This window comes from Thauera aminoaromatica (assembly GCF_000021765.1).
Lineage (GTDB): Bacteria > Pseudomonadota > Gammaproteobacteria > Burkholderiales > Rhodocyclaceae > Thauera > Thauera aminoaromatica.
Window position 1 is genome coordinate 2,670,573 of sequence record NC_011662.2, and the last position, 16,797, is coordinate 2,687,369.

14 protein-coding genes are annotated in these 16,797 nt (G+C 69.4%); 11 read left to right on the top strand and 3 right to left on the bottom strand.

Annotated elements, in window-relative coordinates; genetic code table 11:
* Positions 1-5 precede the first annotated feature (5 nt).
* From TMZ1T_RS11765 to TMZ1T_RS11785, 5 genes are all read left to right on the top strand, one after another.
* A complete protein-coding gene (locus tag TMZ1T_RS11765; RefSeq protein WP_004306170.1) occupies positions 6-1,127 on the top strand; it encodes an ABC transporter permease subunit in 1,122 nt (373 codons plus the stop codon).
* A complete protein-coding gene (locus TMZ1T_RS11770; protein WP_012585511.1) occupies positions 1,124-1,897 on the top strand; it encodes an ABC transporter ATP-binding protein in 774 nt (257 codons plus the stop codon). Before TMZ1T_RS11765 ends, TMZ1T_RS11770 begins: the two co-directional genes overlap by 4 nt.
* Positions 1,887-2,633 carry an ABC transporter ATP-binding protein gene (locus TMZ1T_RS11775; RefSeq protein ID WP_012585512.1) on the top strand — a complete coding sequence of 249 codons (747 nt, stop codon included), beginning with the start codon at positions 1,887-1,889 and terminating at the stop codon, positions 2,631-2,633. The genes TMZ1T_RS11770 and TMZ1T_RS11775 overlap by 11 nt, the downstream gene beginning before the upstream one ends.
* A 211-nt stretch (positions 2,634-2,844) precedes the next feature.
* Positions 2,845-3,864 (top strand): DUF475 domain-containing protein, encoded by a 1,020-nt coding sequence (locus TMZ1T_RS11780; RefSeq protein WP_012585513.1) that lies wholly within the window; start codon positions 2,845-2,847, stop codon positions 3,862-3,864.
* A 270-nt stretch (positions 3,865-4,134) separates the two neighbouring features.
* A complete protein-coding gene (locus TMZ1T_RS11785) occupies positions 4,135-6,036 on the top strand; it encodes a choice-of-anchor I family protein (protein WP_012585514.1) in 1,902 nt (633 codons plus the stop codon).
* Here the strand turns inward: TMZ1T_RS11785 and TMZ1T_RS11790 are convergent.
* The gene (locus TMZ1T_RS11790; RefSeq protein ID WP_012585515.1) at positions 6,020-8,482 is read right to left on the bottom strand and encodes a molybdopterin-containing oxidoreductase family protein; all 2,463 of its coding nucleotides are present in this window, start codon (positions 8,480-8,482) and stop codon (positions 6,020-6,022) included. The two genes, TMZ1T_RS11785 and TMZ1T_RS11790, sit on opposite strands and share 17 nt — an antisense overlap.
* Before the next feature lie 89 nt (positions 8,483-8,571).
* Here TMZ1T_RS11790 and TMZ1T_RS11795 point away from each other — a divergent pair, with 89 nt between their 5' ends.
* Positions 8,572-8,928: a gamma-glutamylcyclotransferase family protein gene (locus TMZ1T_RS11795; protein ID WP_012585516.1), complete on the top strand. Its 357-nt coding sequence runs from the start codon at positions 8,572-8,574 to the stop codon at positions 8,926-8,928.
* A 120-nt stretch (positions 8,929-9,048) separates the two neighbouring features.
* On the opposite strand, the gene TMZ1T_RS21575 is transcribed toward TMZ1T_RS11795, so the two are convergent.
* On the bottom strand, positions 9,049-10,029 hold the full coding sequence (locus TMZ1T_RS21575; RefSeq protein WP_012585517.1) for a PEP-CTERM sorting domain-containing protein: 981 nt from the start codon (positions 10,027-10,029) through the stop codon (positions 9,049-9,051).
* A gap of 545 nt (positions 10,030-10,574) precedes the next feature.
* Between TMZ1T_RS21575 and TMZ1T_RS11805 the strand changes: the two genes are divergently transcribed.
* The 3 genes from TMZ1T_RS11805 (at position 10,575) to TMZ1T_RS11815 (ending at position 12,459) form a co-directional block, all read left to right on the top strand.
* Positions 10,575-11,321, top strand: a complete 747-nt coding sequence (locus tag TMZ1T_RS11805; RefSeq protein WP_012585518.1) for an SAM-dependent methyltransferase — start codon at positions 10,575-10,577, stop codon at positions 11,319-11,321.
* Between the two features lie 39 nt (positions 11,322-11,360).
* Positions 11,361-11,975 carry a DUF1294 domain-containing protein gene (locus tag TMZ1T_RS11810; protein WP_012585519.1) on the top strand — a complete coding sequence of 205 codons (615 nt, stop codon included), beginning with the start codon at positions 11,361-11,363 and terminating at the stop codon, positions 11,973-11,975.
* Between the two features lie 70 nt (positions 11,976-12,045).
* A complete protein-coding gene (locus TMZ1T_RS11815) occupies positions 12,046-12,459 on the top strand; it encodes a GNAT family N-acetyltransferase (RefSeq protein ID WP_012585520.1) in 414 nt (137 codons plus the stop codon).
* A gap of 48 nt (positions 12,460-12,507) precedes the next feature.
* Here TMZ1T_RS11815 and TMZ1T_RS11820 read toward each other — a convergent pair whose 3' ends face one another.
* The gene (locus TMZ1T_RS11820) at positions 12,508-13,074 is read right to left on the bottom strand and encodes a CIA30 family protein (RefSeq protein ID WP_012585521.1); all 567 of its coding nucleotides are present in this window, start codon (positions 13,072-13,074) and stop codon (positions 12,508-12,510) included.
* Positions 13,075-13,388: 314 nt separating this feature from the next.
* Here TMZ1T_RS11820 and TMZ1T_RS11825 point away from each other — a divergent pair, with 314 nt between their 5' ends.
* Positions 13,389-15,428, top strand: a complete 2,040-nt coding sequence (locus TMZ1T_RS11825; RefSeq protein WP_012585522.1) for a zinc metalloprotease — start codon at positions 13,389-13,391, stop codon at positions 15,426-15,428.
* 233 nt (positions 15,429-15,661) lie between these two features.
* Positions 15,662-16,759, top strand: a complete 1,098-nt coding sequence (locus tag TMZ1T_RS11830; protein WP_012585523.1) for an NADH:flavin oxidoreductase/NADH oxidase — start codon at positions 15,662-15,664, stop codon at positions 16,757-16,759.
* Positions 16,760-16,797: the final 38 nt, after the last annotated feature.

The window sequence follows — 16,797 nt, forward strand, 5'->3', positions numbered from 1 at the left end:
GCACCATGAACGAACTCGTCGCCGCCGTCCCCTGGCTGGGCAAGCGCAACCCCACCGCCGCGCGCTGGCTGATCATCCTCGTCGCCATCGCGGCGCCCTTCATCGCCTGGCAGTTCGGCCGCAGCTGGGTGCGCATCCTCGACTTCGCGCTGCTCTACATGATGCTGGCGCTCGGCCTCAACCTGGTGGTCGGCTTCGCCGGCCTGCTCGACCTCGGCTACATCGCGTTCTATGCGGTGGGCGCCTACACTTTCGCCTTCCTGGCTTCGCCGCACTTCGACGTGCATCTGCCGTTCTGGGTCATCCTGCCGCTGGGCGCCGCCTTCGCCGCGCTCGCCGGCGTAATGCTCGGCTTTCCGGTGTTGCGATTACGCGGGGATTACCTCGCCATCGTCACCCTCGGTTTCGGCGAGATCGTGCGCATCTTCATGCTCAACCTCAACTACCCGGTCAACATCACCAACGGCCCGCAGGGCATCAACATGATCGACCCGATCAACCTGTTCGGCTGGGACCTGTCGCGCAACATCCGCATCGGCGAGGACTTCACCATCCACTCGCTGTTCCTCTACTACTACTTCTTCCTCGCCGCGGTGGTCGCCTCGATCATCTTCATCCAGCGCCTGCAGATCTCGCGCATCGGCCGCGCGTGGGCGGCGATGCGCGACGACGAGCTCGCCGCCAAGGCGATCGGCATCAACACCCGCGACATGAAGCTGCTCGCCTTCGCCCTCGGCGCCACCTTCGGCGGCGTGGCGGGCGCGCTGTTCGGCGCCTTCCAGGGCTTCGTCAGCCCGGAGAGCTTCAGCCTGATGGAGTCGATCGCGGTGCTGACCATGGTGGTGTTCGGCGGCATGGGCAACCTCGCCGGCGCGGTGGTCGGCGCCTTCGTGCTCGCGCTGCTGCCCGAACTCCTGCGCGACGTCGCCGTGCCGCTGCAGCAGACCCTGTTCGGCCACGTGCTGCTCGACCCCGAGGTGCTGCGCATGCTGCTGCTGTCGCTGGCGATGATCCTGATGATGCTGCTGCGCCCGGCCGGCATGATTCCGGCGCGTGCGCGCTACTGCCACGATCACCACCTGAGCCATCACCTGAACAACACGCCGAAGCGGGAGGCCGCGAAGTGATCACGCTGCTCGAAGCCCGCAACATCGGCAAGCGCTTCGGCGGCCTGCAGGCCTTGTCCGACGTATCGCTGACCATCCGCAAGGGCGAGGTCTACGGCCTGATCGGCCCCAACGGCGCCGGCAAGACCACCTTCTTCAACGTCCTCACCGGTGCCTACACCCCCGACGGCGGCGAGTTCGTCTTCAACGGCAGCGAGCTGCCCAGCGGCAAGCCGCACAAGGTGGTCGGCCGCGGCATCGCCCGCACCTTCCAGAACATCCGCCTGTTCCGCGACCTCACCGCGCTCGAGAACGTCATGGCCGGCCACCACATCCGCACCCGGGCGGGCATATGGGGCGTGCTGACGCAGAACCGCTTCACCCGCGAGGAGGAACGCCTGACCACCGAGCGCGCCTACGAGCTGCTGCGCTACGTCGGCATCGAGCGCTTCGCAGACGTGGTGTCGAAGAACCTCTCCTACGGCGACCAGCGCCGCCTGGAGATCGCGCGCGCGCTCGCCACCGAGCCGCAGCTGCTCGCGCTCGACGAACCGGCGGCGGGCATGAACGCCACCGAAACCGGCCAGCTCAAGCAACTGATCCAGCAGATCCGCAACGACGGCATCACCGTGATGCTGATCGAGCACGACGTGAAGCTGGTGATGGGCCTGTGCGACCGCGTCGCGGTGCTCGACTTCGGCAGCAAGATCGCCGAGGACGTGCCCGCAGTGGTGCAGAAGGACGAAGCGGTGATCGCCGCCTATCTGGGCGGAGGCAAGCATGCAAACTGATCCCCGGCTCGAGCCGAGCACGCCGCTGCTGCGCCTGCAGGAGCTGAAGATCGCCTATGGTGGCATCCAGGCGGTCAAGGGCATCGCGCTCGAGCTCCATGCCGGCGAGACCGTGTGCCTGATCGGCGCCAATGGCGCCGGGAAGACGACCACGCTCAACGCCATCGCCGGCGTACTGCCGATCGCCGGCGGCGACATCCACTACAAGGGCGAGCGCATCAACGCCCTGCCCGCCCACCGCCGCCTGCGCGCAGGCATCGCGCTGGTTCCCGAGGGGCGCGGCATCTTCACCCGCCTGACGGTGGAGGAGAACCTGCGCATGGGCGCGTACACGCGCAAGGACGCAGCCGCCATCGAGGCCGACCTCGAGCGCGTCTACACCATGCTGCCGCGAGTCAAGGAACGCCTGGCCCAGGTCGCCGGCACGCTGTCGGGCGGCGAGCAGCAGATGGTGGCGATCGGCCGCGCCCTGCTGTCGCGCCCGCGCCTGCTGCTGCTCGACGAGCCGTCCATGGGCCTGGCACCGCTGATCGTGGAGAAGATCTTCGAGGTCGTGCAGTCGGTGGCGCGCGAGGGTGTCACCATCCTGCTCGTCGAGCAGAACGCCAACCTCGCGCTCGAGTTCGCGCAGCGCGGCTACGTGATGGAGTCGGGGCGGATCACCCTCACCGGCAGTGGCAGCGCCTTGTTGCAGGATCCGAAGGTGCGCGCGGCGTACCTGGGCGAGGAGGCCTAGGACGAGGCGCGTCGCGATTCCGGCCTCTCCGGAGGCGCCGGCGCGACTCGACCGTCCGATCGCGACTGGCGTCGCTCCTGGGGCACGGCTCCGGAGGCCATGTCGGTTCGCTCGCCCGAGCGCAAGTCGGCGGAGCACGAGCCGGCCACCGCACTCCGCAGCGGGGAGGGAAAGCGCTAACATTGCGCACCTTTTTTCGCTCCCTCCCCCAATGCAGAATCTGAAGTACTTCACCTGGTCGATCGGCTTCACCGTCTTCGGGCTCGTCGGCGGCTATCTGCTCGGCGGCTGGCCGGCCGCCTTCATCGTCGCCGTGCTGGCGGTGCTGGAGACCTCGTTGTCCTTCGACAACGCGGTGGTCAACGCCACCGTGCTGCGCCACATGGACGAGAAGTGGCGCCAGCGCTTCCTGCTGTGGGGCATCCTGATCGCGGTGTTCGGCATGCGCATCGTGTTCCCGCTCGCCATCGTCGGCGTGGTCGCCAGCCTGGGGCCGGTCGAGGTGGTCGATCTCGCGCTCTTCAACCCCGACGAATACGCCCGCCTGCTCACCTCGGCGCATCACGAGATCGCGGCCTTCGGCGGCGCCTTCCTGATGATGGTCTTCCTGAAGTTCTTCATCGACGAGAACAAGGACACCCACTGGCTGGCGCCGATCGAGAGCCCGCTGACCAAGCTCGGCCGCCTGGAGGCCGCGCAGATCCTGCTGACCCTGCTCGCCATCCTCGCCACCTCGGCGTGGATCGACGGTGCGGACAAGCGCATGGAGTTCATCGTCGCCGGGGTGTGGGGGCTGATCGTCTATATCGCCGCCGACGGCCTGGGCGCGATCATGGGCGGCGAGGAGGGCGAAGGCGGCAAGATGGTCGCCAAGACCGGCTTCGCCGGCTTCATGTACCTGGAGCTGCTGGACGCGTCCTTCAGCTTCGACGGCGTCATCGGCGCCTTCGCGCTCACCACCAGCCTGCCGATCATCGCCATCGGCCTGGGCGTGGGGGCGATGTTCGTGCGCTCGTTCACGCTGATGCTGGTGTATCGCGGCACGCTCGAGGCCTACCGCTATCTGGAGCACGGCGCCTTCTGGGCCATCGGTGCGCTGGCGGCGATCATGTTCGTGGGAGTGCACATGCACATCCCGGAGACCTTCACCGGCCTGATCGGCGCGGTGCTGATCGGCGCGGCGTTCTGGAGCTCGCTGCGGCACAACCGGCTGAGCGTAGGCGGGGGCTGAAGCGCAGAATCGCGACTCGCGTCGCTCCCACAAGACCATCGCGGCTCCGCGGCGGTGGAAGCACCGCATCCCCGATCCGGAGCGAACCACCTCGCCCGGGTCGCATGTGGGAGCGACGCAAGTCGCGATTGCGGCTGCGCCTGCAAACGATTGCGGCGACACCTGCGCACGATGGCGGCCGGTCGGACGGTCTGCGCGCAGCCTCCTGTAACACCCCGGTCACGCCGTGCTCATAGATTCGGGGGCCTTTGCCCACCGCCCCCCGACACCATGAGCCACCGCCTGCGCCACGCCCTCGAGACCTTCTCCCTCAGCCTCCTCGCCGCCGCCACGCTGGCTGCGTGCACCGGCGACGACGACACTCCACCGCCGCCGCCTGCAACCGAAACCGCCCCGGCCCCGCAGGCCCCCGCTCCCGAGCGCACCCCGATCTCGCTGCGCCTGGAGCGCATCGGCGGCTACGCGACCAATCTCTTCGGCAAGAGCGCCGCGGAGATCCCCGCCTACGACCCCGCCAGCAAGCGCGCCTTCGTGGTCAACGCGGATGCGGGCGCGGTCGACGTGCTCGACCTCGCCAACCCCGCAACGCCGATCTCCGTCGGCCGGCTCGACTCGCAGGCCCTGCTCGCCGGCTCCGAGATCAACAGCGTCGCCGTGCGCGATGGCGTGGTCGCGGTCGCGATCCAGGCCAGCCCCAAGACCGACAAGGGCCGGGTCGCGCTCTACCGCGCGGCTGACCTTTCGCTGCTGGGCAGCGTCGAGGTCGGCGCCCTGCCCGACATGCTCACCTTCACGCCCGACGGCAAGACCGTGCTGGTCGCCAACGAAGGCGAGCCGAACGACGACTACTCGATCGACCCCGAGGGCTCGATCAGCGTGATCGACGTCTCCACCCCCACGGCCCCGGTCGCCCGCAGCGCCGGCTTCACCGCCTTCAACGGCCAGGAGAAGGCGTTGCGCGCCCAGGGCGTGCGCATCTACGGCCCCGGCGCGAGCGCCGCGCAGGACCTCGAGCCCGAGTACATCGCCGTCTCGGCCGACGGCGCCACCGCGTGGGCCACGCTGCAGGAGAACAACGCGCTCGCCCGCATCGACGTGGCCAAGGCCACGGTGGAGGCGATCCTGCCGCTCGGCGACAAGGACCACGGTGTGGATGCGAACGCGTTCGATCCCTCCGACACCGACAAGAAGGCCGTCATCCAGGCCTGGCCGGGCGTGCGCGGCCTCTACCTGCCCGACGCGATCGCCTCATACACCCACCAGGGCCGCACCCTGCTGGTCACCGCCAACGAGGGCGACGCCCGTACCTGGGGCGAAGGCGACGACGCCTACTGGGACGGCGACGCCAGCAAGGGCTTCGTCGAGGAGTTCCGCGTCAAGCACCTCACCAACACCAGGGGCTGGACCGGCCGCAAGGGCGACGACCTGCCGCCGCAGCTCGACGCGCTCGCCGACGGCGGCCTGCTCGACCCGACGGTCTTCGCCTACTGCGGCGCGGTCGCTGGCAACCCGGGCAAGTGCCGCGACGACGACCAGCTCGGCCGCCTCAACATCACCTGGACCATGGGCTATCGCCAGGACGCCGACGGCAAGCCGATCCTGTTCGACACCGCCGGCAACGAGAACCCGGCCGGCACCCGCCTGATGTACGACACGCTCTACGCCTTCGGCGGACGCTCGTTCTCGATCCGCGACGCGGACGGCAAGCTGGTGTGGGACTCGGGCGCCGAGATCGAGCGCTTCCTCGCCAGCGACGAGTGCAAGCTCGGCAGCGCGCGCAACATCCCCTGCGCGACCTGGTTCAACACCAACCACGAGGAAGGCAACACGCTGGACAATCGCAGCGACAACAAGGGTGCGGAACCCGAAGGCGTCGCGCTCGGCCGCATCGGCGACAAGACCTTCGCCTTCGTCGGCCTCGAGCGCATGGGCGGCGTGCTGGTCTATGACATCACCGACCCGCAGGCGCCGACCCGCGTGGACTACCTCAACCCGCGCGAGGACTGGAGCACCAAAGACCCCTCGACCGTGCTGGCGAGCGTCGGCGACCTCGGCCCCGAAGGCCTGCACTTCATCCCCGCCAAGGACTCTCCCAACGCCAAGCCGCTGCTGCTGGTCGGCAACGAGGTCAGCGGCACCACGGCGGTGTACCAGCTCAACCTGAGCTACTGAGCGGCTCGATCTCGCACAGCCCCGAGCGCAGGGGCTGCGAGCCGGCGACCGGATCGACGCGGCGGTCGGAGACGAGGCGGCTGTAGTTCGCCCCCGCCTCCGAGCGCGCGTCGTAGCCGTCGGCCGCCCCCGCCGCGCCAGGCTGCCACCAGCCGTATTCCACCCACACCACACGCGCATCGAGCGCCGCATCGAAACGCGCGCGAATGCGGATGGCGCCGTTGGCAGTGCGCACCCGCACCCAGTCGCCCTCCGCGATGGCGCGCGCCCGTGCCGCGTCCGGGTGCAGATGCACCGCCGGTTGGGGAGAGTGCCGGCGCAGCGAGGGCGCCTGGCGGTCCTGGCCGTGGCGGAAGTGGCGCAGCTTGGCGGTGGTCATCACCAGCGGATATTCCGGCGCCGCCTTGCCGAAGGGCGAATCAACCGGCTCGGCGAAGCGCGGCAGCGGCGACTCGCCGTGCTCGAGCAGCGTCTCGGAATACAGCTCGATACGCCCGCTCGGCGTGCGCAAGCCCTCGTCCCGGTACTTGCGGTAGCGCGTGGCCGCGGGCAGCGCGAGCCCGCCCGGGTGCGCGCGCAGGGTCTCGAGCGTGAGTCCGGTCGGGGCGAGCACATGGGCCAGCCCCGCCTCGAGGTCGCCACCCCAGAACTGCTCGCCCAGCCCCAGCCGCTGCGCGAGCCGGAACACCACCCAGGCATCCGCGCGGCTGTCGCCGAGCGGCGCGATCGCCGCCGGGCGCAGCTGCACCCAGGATTCCGCCGCCTGGCTGCCCTCGAAGCCCACCCGCAGCGCCTCGCGCTCCCACGGCGTGCAGATCGGCAACACGATGTCGGCCAGCGCCGCGGTGGGCGTCAGGGTGAGGTCGGCATAGACGCAGAACTCGAGCGCGGCGAGCGCCCGCGCGGCGCGTTCGGCATCGGCATGGTTGAGCAGGAAGTCGCGGCCGAAGCCCACCAGCGCGCGGATCGGGTACGGCCGACCCTCCAGGATCGCGTCCCACAGCACGTCCGACCCGATCAACCCCAGCCTGGCGGGGCCGAGCCGCGAGCGCTCCAGCCCGATGCAGCGCGCGCGCTGCGCAGCGGGGAGCAGTTCCTTGCCGCTGGCGTCGTTCGACGGCGCGGGCGTGAACGCAACGTTGCCGCCCGGCGCGTCGAAACTGCCGGTGAGCGCCATCAGCGTGGCGATCGCGCGGTCGGTCTGGGTGGCGTTGGTATGCTGGCACACGCCCGCCCAGCAGTAGTACGAGACCGCCGGCCCGGCCTCGTGCAGCAGGCGGGCGAGCGCCTCCACTTGCGCGGGCTCGATCCAGCACAGCTCGGCGACGCGCTCGGGGGTGTAGTCGGCACAGGCCTGCTCGAAGAGCGAGAACACGGTCTCGCAGCGCAGCATCCCGCCGTCGACGAGACGGACATCGAGCCCGCCCGACCACAGCAGACCCGGATCACCGCGGCCCGCCGCGGCGCGCACGTCCCGACCCGACGCGATCGGTGTCCGGTCGGCGCCCGACCGCCCGCGCGCGCAAGCGATCACGCCCCCATCCACCCCCAGCGCGACGAAGTCGTCCGCCCCCGCCCCCGCCCCCGCCGGCAGCGCGGCCAGCTCGCCGGCACGCAGCAGGCGGCCGTTGTCGCCGCGCACCAGCAGCGGCGCGTTGCTGAAATCGCGCACGAAGCCGGCGTCGAACCACCCGCGCGCCAGCATCACCCGCGCCACCCCGAGCGCGAGCGCGCCATCCGAGCCGGGGCGCACGCGCAGCCACAGGTCGGCATCGGCCGCGAAGCCCGCCTTGCGCGGATCGACCACCACCAGCTTCGCCCCCGCCTTGCGCGCCGCCCGGATCGCCAGCGAGTTGGCCAGCCAGGTGTCGCGCGGGTTGTGCCCCCACAGCACGATGCAGCGGCTGTGCGCGAAGTCCGGCGTGGCGATGCCGCGGCCGAAGCTGAGCTGGTGGGTGAAGTCCTTGTGCCAGTTGCAGATCTCGGTGCCGTTGGCCACGTTGGGGCTGCCGAAGGCGTTGGCCAGGCGCTCGATCCAGCGGATGTCGTCGGCGATCGGCGTGCCGCTCGGCGTCGCGATCGCGAACGCCACCGCCTCCGCGCCGGATTCGTCGCGCACGCGCGCGAGCGCCTGCGCCACCCGATCGAGCGCCTCGTCCCACGAGATCTCGCGCCAGCCGGGATCGGAGTCGCCCTTGGGGCGCGTGCGCAGCAGCGGGCGCAGCACGCGCTGCGGGTCGTAGACCAGCTCCGGCGCCGCCCGCCCCTTCACGCACTGCGCCCGCCCGGTCGGATGCGCCGGGTCCGGCAGCTGCGCCACCAGCCGCCCGCCCTCCACCACCATGCGCGAGCCGCAGCGCGACTTGCACAGACCGCAGAAGCCGGGGATGGAGCGGCGCGAGGCGGAAGGATCCGCCGAGGGATCATCGGGCATGGTGAGCGGCATGACGCTGTGGTCCAATCGAGGGCGAGGCACACGCTCGCGGCTCATACCATGCTAGCAGCCTGCCGCCGCATGCCAACCCGGAGATCCCGATGGAACGCCTTTTCGTCTACGGAACGCTCGGCCCCGGCCGCCCCAACGAACACGTCCTGCAGAAGATCGGCGGCACCTGGCAGCCCGCCAGCGTGCGCGGCCGGCTCGTCCGCGCCGGCTGGGGCTTCGAGCGCTCCGGCTTCCCCGCACTGGTGCCCGACGCGCACGGCGAGGAGGTCGCCGGCCACGTCTTCGTGTCGCCGAACCTCGCCGCGCACTGGCCCGCGCTCGATGCCTTCGAGGGAGAGGACTACGTGCGCGAAGCGGCCAAGGCCGTCCTGGCCGATGGCACCGAAGTGGAGGCTTGGGTGTATGCGCTTGCGGAGGCGAAGCGGCCCCGCCCGGCGCGAGCCTGAGCTCCCCGCCCGCGCCAGGTGCCGCTCGGCCTCTTGCCCTTCTGCCTGGAGTGCGCCTGGCCCGGGCGCACACGACAACGGCAGCCGCAGCTGCCGTTGTCGGAGCGATGCGCCGGGCGCTCAGGCTGCCTTGCGGCGGCGCGCCGCCAGACCGGCGAGGCCGAGGCCGAGCAGCGCCAGCGAACCGGGCTCCGGAGTCGGATTCACAACGCTCTCCGGCGTCCCTGCGCCGAAATAGGTGCGCGTCACATACTCCGACGATGCGCCCGCAGCAAGCGAGAACACGTTGCGCAGCGCCAGCGTGACGTCATAACCGCCGCCCAGATCGATGAACTGGTCGATATCGGCACCGTCGCCGGCGATCAGGTCGTCGAGGGCGCTGCCGGAAACGATGCGTCCGCGCAAGCCGCTGAACGAGTCGATTTCATAGCGCCCGGTGGCCGGAACGGTGCCGCCAGTGGCGCTGATACCGACGAAGGTCGTCGAGGTCGCCGACCCGGTCGCGGTATCCGTCTCGAACAGCACCTCGACCCCGCCGAGGCTGATGCGGCCACCGCCGTCCGAGATGCTGCCGTCGAACTGGAGATCGCCATCGATATAGCGCACGAGCTCGAAACCGAGCAGGCCTTGCGTGGTATTCGTGATCGAGTAGGTCTGCGTCAGGACGCTGCCGGTCTGCGTGCTGCCCGTCATCAAGGGAGTCAGCACCTGGGACAGGCTGAACGAAAGACCGCTGAGGGCGAACGCGCTGCTCGCCGTCGTCGTCGAGCCGGTGACCGTCGGGTTCGTCAAGCTGCCGCTGCCGCCGATGTCCCCGGAGGTCAGGAAGGTGCGTGCGCCCGCCGTTGCGCCCAGCCTGATGGCCACGCCCGACTCGTACGTCGTCCCGGCCGCCACCCCCGCGCCGATCGGGTTGTAGAGCGCATCGGTGGAGTTCGCTCCCACGGATGAGCCGAAACTGCCATAGCCATCCACGCCGACCGTGACGCTTCCGTCGCCGGCGCCGGTCGTCAGGGTGTAGGGCGCCGCCAGCGCGGTGCCGCCGGCGGTCGCGAGCGCTGCGATGGCAATGAGTCTTGCCGAGAGAAGCTGCTTGTTCATTTTGATGTCCCCGAATGTTGCTGTCTGGTGTTTGGCAAGCGGACGCCGCCCGAGCGATCGTCCTATCGCCCCATTCGGCGCGACCTTGCTGGCATCAACGCACGCAAGATGTATTCCAGCCAGAACAAATCTACTTAACACATTGAATAATATCAACTTTATTTCCTACGCCCGATACTACTGGCGCTCAAACCTGTCGAAGTGTAAAAATTCTCGACGGCAAACTTCGGCTTCATCACGCCCAACGGCGGCGGCGAGCCGGTCTTCCTGCACGTCAGGGGAGACAGGAAACAGCAGGAAATAGGGACAGACCCCGATTACGTTGCGGGAAGGATTATCTCGGACGTTGAAAGGCACCATTCCTCAAAGCTCAGCAGCAACAACAGGTCGGGTCGAGAAGCTTGAGTACGACTTGCCGGTCCGCTGCAAAGGACGGAGTCGCAGTCGGGCGCCTGAGACCAATCCCTGACGCTCCAAATTAGCAGTCGTCCAAACCGCGATCGCATCAGCATTTCACCCACTCATTCCGCCAAGGAGCTCTTACAGTGGACATCCCGCGAATATTCAACATCACTGAAAGCGCTCACCGTTTCCATAATCCGTTCACTCCCGACAAGTACGCCACGCTCGGCACGGCGTTGCGTATGGCGCCCGGGACACGAGTGCTCGACCTCGGCAGCGGTTCGGGTGAGATGCTCTGCACATGGGCTCGCGATCACGGGATCTTCGGGACCGGAATCGATATGAGCGCGTTGTTTTCCGAGCATGCAGGACTGCGCGCCAAAGAACTCGGCGTTGCCGATCAAGTTCGGTTCATTCATGGCGATGCAGCGGGTTACATTGCTGAAGAAAAGGTCGACGTCGCCGCTTGCCTAGGCGCCACCTGGATTGGCGGAGGGCTTTCCGGAACGGTCGAACTTCTGGCGCAAAGCCTGTGCGCCGGAGGGATCATCCTCATTGGCGAGCCCTACTGGCGACGACTGCCCGCTACGGACGAGATCGCCAAGCGTTGTCTTGCAAACTCGATCTCTGATTTCCTCCCGCTTCCGGAACTTGTGTCGTCCTTCGGCACGCTCGGCTACGACCTTGTCGAGATGGTTCTGGCAAACGAGGACGGTTGGGACCGATACGAAGCAGCCAAATGGCTCACCATGCGCCGCTGGCTTGACGCCAACCCCGACGACGAGTTGGCCCACGAGGTTCGCGCCCGGCTGACTTCGGAACCGGCGCGCCACGTTGCTTACACCCGTGAATACCTGGGCTGGGGTGTGTTTGCGCTGATGGCGCGGTAGTCTCCACCCTCCCTCGATCCCTCCCCTGACCCCACGATCATGCGCCACCAAGGAAAGATCACCACCTGGAAGGACGACAAAGGCTTCGGCTTCATCACCCCCAACGGCGGCGGCGAGCCGGTTTTCGTCCACGTCAGCAGCCTTGCCAACCGCCAGCGCCGGCCCGAAGGCACGGAGCTGGTGAGCTACGAACTCGCCACCGATGCCAAGGGACGACTGCAGGCGAAGGCCGTCGCCTTTGTCGGCGAGCGCGCGGTAGCGCCTGCGGCGCCGGGGCGCAGCAGCCTGCCACCGCTTTTCGCGGCGGGCTTCGTCGGCTGGTTGGGCGTGATGGCCTGGCTCGGGCGGCTGTCGCTGGCGGTGCTCGCGCTTTACGCGGCGGCGAGCGTCGTCGCCTTCCTCGCCTACGGGCACGACAAGTCGGCCGCCGTGCGCGACGCCTGGCGCGTCAAGGAGAACACGTTGCACCTGTTCGCCCTGCTCGGCGGCTGGCCGGGGGCGCTGGTGGCGCAGCGGCTGTTCCGCCACAAGTCTTCCAAGGCCTCGTTCCAGACCACCTACTGGATCACCGTCGTGCTCAACTGCGCGGCGCTCGCCTGGCTGCTGTCGCCCCACGGGGCGCAGACGCTGCAGGCGGTGCTGGCCGCGATCTGAGCGCCGGCGGGCTCGCCGGACGGCGGCCGCCGCCTTCTCCATCCCTCCACGCCTCCCGGATCACCCAAGCATGTCACCGAACGCCGTCATTTCCCTGTCCGATCGGGTCGAGCACGACGAGGTGCTCGCGCTCTACGTCGCCAACCGCTGGTCCTCGGCCGAGAAGCCCGATGTGCTGCTGCGCGCGCTGCGCGATTCGCATGCGCTGGCGACCGCGCGCGTGGACGGGCGGCTGGTGGGGCTGGTCAATGCGATCTCGGACGGGCACCTGGTGGCGTATTTCCCGCACATGCTGGTGTTGCCGGCGTTCCAGCGCCAGGGCATCGGGCGCCGCCTGATGGCGGCGATGCTCGCGCGCTATCGCGACTTCCACCAACTGATGCTGACCGCCGACGGCGACGCGGTGGCCTTCTACGAGGCGATGGGCTTCACCCGCGCAGGGCGCACGGTGCCGATGTGGATCTACGCGGGGAAGGATCACTGAGGCGTGGCCGAGGCGTCCGCTCTGGCGAAGGGGCTCGCCGCGCCTCGCTCAACCCCCTGCTTCTGCACGGTCGCGCAGCATCCAGATCCCCCGGACCGCGAGCTCGAAGCCGCCGAATTGCCGGTCGGCGATCATCAGCCCCACCTGCTCGATGCGCGCCCCATGCAGCGACGGTGCGTCAGGCACCGGACGACCGCGCCAGGTGGGCCGAAAATCGGCCAAGGCCAGGCGCACCCGGGTCCACAAGCCGGCCGGGGGCGCGAAGGCAGCCTGGTAATTGACGCCGTCGAAGCCGCGGTCGGTGCGCAGGGCCAGCTTGTAGCGGCGGCCGTCGCCGCGCACTTCGAGTTCGATGGCGTCGCGGTCGCCCGCGTCGAGCCCCTCGTTGCCGCCCCCCTCGTTGCCGAACCCGCCGGGCGCGGGCGGCGCCAGGGCGCTGCGCACCGAGGCGAAGCCGCCGTTGTTGTCCGCCGACACCGTCCCGGCAAACAGCGCATGGCCGGCGGAATCGAAGCGCAAGGCGCTGCGCGACACGCCGCCCATGACGCGGTCGTCGATCGCCGACCAGGTGACGACCGACTCGGGACGGTCGAAGAGGAACAGGGGCAGGGACATCGTTGGATTATGCACCCGCCGCGAAGCACCCGGCATGGCCTGGCAGAATCCGCACCGCACACGTGCCTTGACTCGCGACCGTCCTTATCTATGCTGAATTACCGATTACGAATCAGCGTGTTACCGACGCACGGCGCTGGCGTCCCGGCCCTTGGCCGGGAGTGCGTGCGCGATCCTTTGCAGCGGCATCCGCAAGCCGCTGCCCTTGGTCGGGCCTCCCTTCCGCCTCCGTATCGACGTGTGAGCAGGCCGGTGTGCCGCGAGGCGTACCGAGCCGAAGCGGGCTCGGCTGCATCCATCGAGAGGAGGCCATCATGGCGAGGACCAAGGACAAGGAACCTTCCGAGCAACGGCGTCAGCGCACTTGCGCAACGATGGAGGAGCATCGTCGGCTCGCCCATCTCTATCCCGAGTATCGCCGCAGGCGCCGGGAGATCGAGCTCGAGACGCGCCAGTTCATCGCGCGCTACGCCGCCGAGGGCCTGCGCACCGGGATCGTGCGCATCCCGGTGGTGGTGCATGTGGTGTGGAACACCGCGGCGCAGAACGTAAGCGATGCGCAGATCCAGTCGCAGATCGACGTGCTGAACGCCGATTTCCGCCGCACGAACGCGGACGCCGCGAGCGTGCCGGCCCACTTCGCCGGCGTGGCCGCGGACGCCCGCATCGAGTTCGCGCTCGCCGTGCGCGACCCCAACTGCGGCGCGACCACCGGCATCACCCGCACGAACACGGCGACGACCGGCTTCACCCGGGCGACCCGCAACAACGTCAAGTCGGCGGCCACCGGCGGGGCCGATCCGTGGCCTTCGGACCGCTACCTCAACATGTGGGTGGCCAACTTCACCGACGACCTGCTCGGCTTCGCCACCTTCCCCGGCGGCCCGGCGGCGCTCGACGGCTTCGTCGTCGATACGCAGGCCTTCGGGACGATGGGCACGGCCGCCGCGCCTTTCAACCTCGGCCGTACCGCCACCCACGAGATCGGCCACTGGCTCAACCTGATCCACATCTGGGGCGACGACACCGCGCAGCCCGACCAGTGCAGCGGCACCGACATGTGCGCCGACACACCCAACCAGGCGGACGAGACCTACGGCAACCCCGCGGGCATCCGCATCTCCTGCGGCAACGGGCCCAACGGCGACATGTACATGAACTACATGGACTACACCGACGACGTCGGCATGTTCATGTTCTCCCAGGACCAGGTGACCCGCATGAACGCGACGCTGATGGTCGCGCGCACCGGCATCCTGGCCTCCGACGGGCTGGTGCCGGTGGGCGGCGGCTCGCCCGCGCCCGACCTGTGGATGCAGGACAACGCCGACGACGTCGGCGCCGAGCCGGACGCGAGCACCAACCCGATGTGGATCAGCGACGACATCTGGGTGCGCAACGTCGCCGACGGCCTCACCAACCAGGACCACCAGAACCCCAACGGCGAGCAGACGAACTACGTCTATGTGCGCGTGCGCAACCGCGGCTGTGCCGGCGCCGCGGCGCAGAGCGGCACGCTCAAGCTGTATTGGGCGAAGGCGTCGAGCTCGCTGTCGTGGCCGGCGCCCTGGGACGGCAGCGTGGCCAGCCCGGCGCTGATGGGCGGGCTGGTCGGCAGCCAGGCGGTGAGCGTGAACGGCGGCGACACCGAGATCGTGGAGTTCGCGTGGACGCCGCCGGATCCTTCGGACTATGCGGCCTTCGGCGCGGACAAGGCGCACTTCTGCCTGCTCGCCCGCATCGAGACCTCCGCCACCGCGCCCTTCGGCATGAGCTTCGCCGAGACTGCCAACCTCTACGCCAACGTGCAGAACAACAACAACATCGTGTGGAAGAACATCTCCATCGTCGACACCGACGGCGACGGGGCGCGCCACGCGGACGTGGTGATCGGGCGCTTCACGCGCGAACGGCGCGCCACGCGGCTGCTGTTCCGCACGCCGAAGCGGCGCGGCTTCTCGCTGTTCGACTGGGGCCACCTGATGGTCGAGTTCCGCGGCGAGGCCCTGCTCGAATGGGTGAAGGAGGGCGTGAAGGGCGATGGCTTCGAGCGCCTGCAGGACGGGCGCCTGTTCATCGCGCGTGCGGGCGCGGAGGTCGTCGGCCCGCCGCTCAAGCCCGGCAGCTTCGGCACCGTGCATGTGCAGTTCGTGCCCGATGGCCGGCGCCCGACCGGCGCCCAGGTCTTCGAGCTCGATCTGATCGAGCTCGACGCCAAGGGGCGCGCCGTCGGTGGGCAGCGCCTGCTGCTGAAGACCGGCCGTGCGCCCGCGAAGCCTTGCTGCCGACGTGAAGCGGGAAGCTTCGACGGCGTCAACTGGACGCCGGACTCGACCTGCCGATGCGGCTGCTGAGGGGTTTGCCGCCCCGGTCGTCCGCGGGCGAAGTGCGAACGGCCCGAGCGTCGCCAGGCGCCGGGCCGTTCGCTTGTGCCTTTGGAGCCGAGGCAATGCCGAGTGGACGCGCGCAGCGCTCGTCCGCTACCTTCCAGCCCTCGTTCGGCCCGTCGGCCGCACAATCCCTTCGCTCATCTTTCCCCATCCGGCCGCCACGCGGCCTGCATCGCCCCTTCGGAACCACATCGCTCATGACCGCCCTCTTCCAGCCCTTCAAGCTCAAGGACCTCACCCTGCGCAACCGTATCGCCATCCCGCCGATGTGCCAGTACTCGGCCACCGACGGCGTGGTCAACGACTGGCACCGCGTGCACTACCCCGCCCTCGCGCGCGGTGGCGCCGGGCTGCTGATCGTCGAGGCCACCGCGGTGTCGCCCGAGGGCCGCATCACGCCGGGCTGCCTCGGCCTGTGGAACGACACGCAGGCCGCCGCACTGGCGCCGATCGCCGCCTCGATCAAGGCCGCAGGCGCGGTGCCCGGCATCCAGATCGGCCACGCCGGTCGCAAGGCCAGCGCAAACCGGCCGTGGGAGGGCGACGACCACATCGCCGCCGACGATGCGCGCGGCTGGGAGACCCTGTCGCCCTCGGCCACGGCCTTCGGCGCCCACCTGCCCAAGCTGCCGCGCGAGATGACGGTGGACGACATCGCCCGCGTGCGCGCGGACTTCGTCGCCGCCGCGAAGCGCGCACGCGCGGCCGGCTTCGAATGGCTGGAGCTGCACTTCGCCCACGGCTACCTCGGCCAGTGCTTCTTCTCCGTGCACGCCAACCAGCGCAGCGACGCCTACGGCGGCAGCTTCGAGAACCGCAGCCGCTTCCTCATCGAGACCGTGCGCGCGGTGCGCGCGGTGTGGCCGGAGAACCTGCCGCTGACGGTGCGCTTCGGCGTCATCGAATACGACGGCCGCGACGAGGAGACGCTCGCCGAGTCGATCGAGCTCGCGCGCAGCTTCAAGCGCGAGGGCCTGGACTTTCTCAACGTCAGCGTCGGCTTCTCGACCCTGAAGGCCAGGGTGCCCTGGGGTCCCGCCTTCCTCGCCCCGGTCGCCGAACGCGTGCGCCGCGAGGCCGGGCTGCCGGTGGCCGCGGCCTGGGGCATCGACAACCCGGTGATCGCCGACGCCTGCGTGCGCGACGGGCAGCTCGATCTGGTGATGGTGGGCCGCGCCCACCTCGCCAACCCGCACTGGCCGATGCATGCCGCGCGCGCCCTGGGCGTCGAGCGCCCGACCTGGGTGCTGCCGGCACCCTACGCGCACTGGCTGGAGCGCTACGCGGGGGCTTGAGGCGAAGCAGCGGCGCAGGCGGCCGCGGCCGGGTTTCA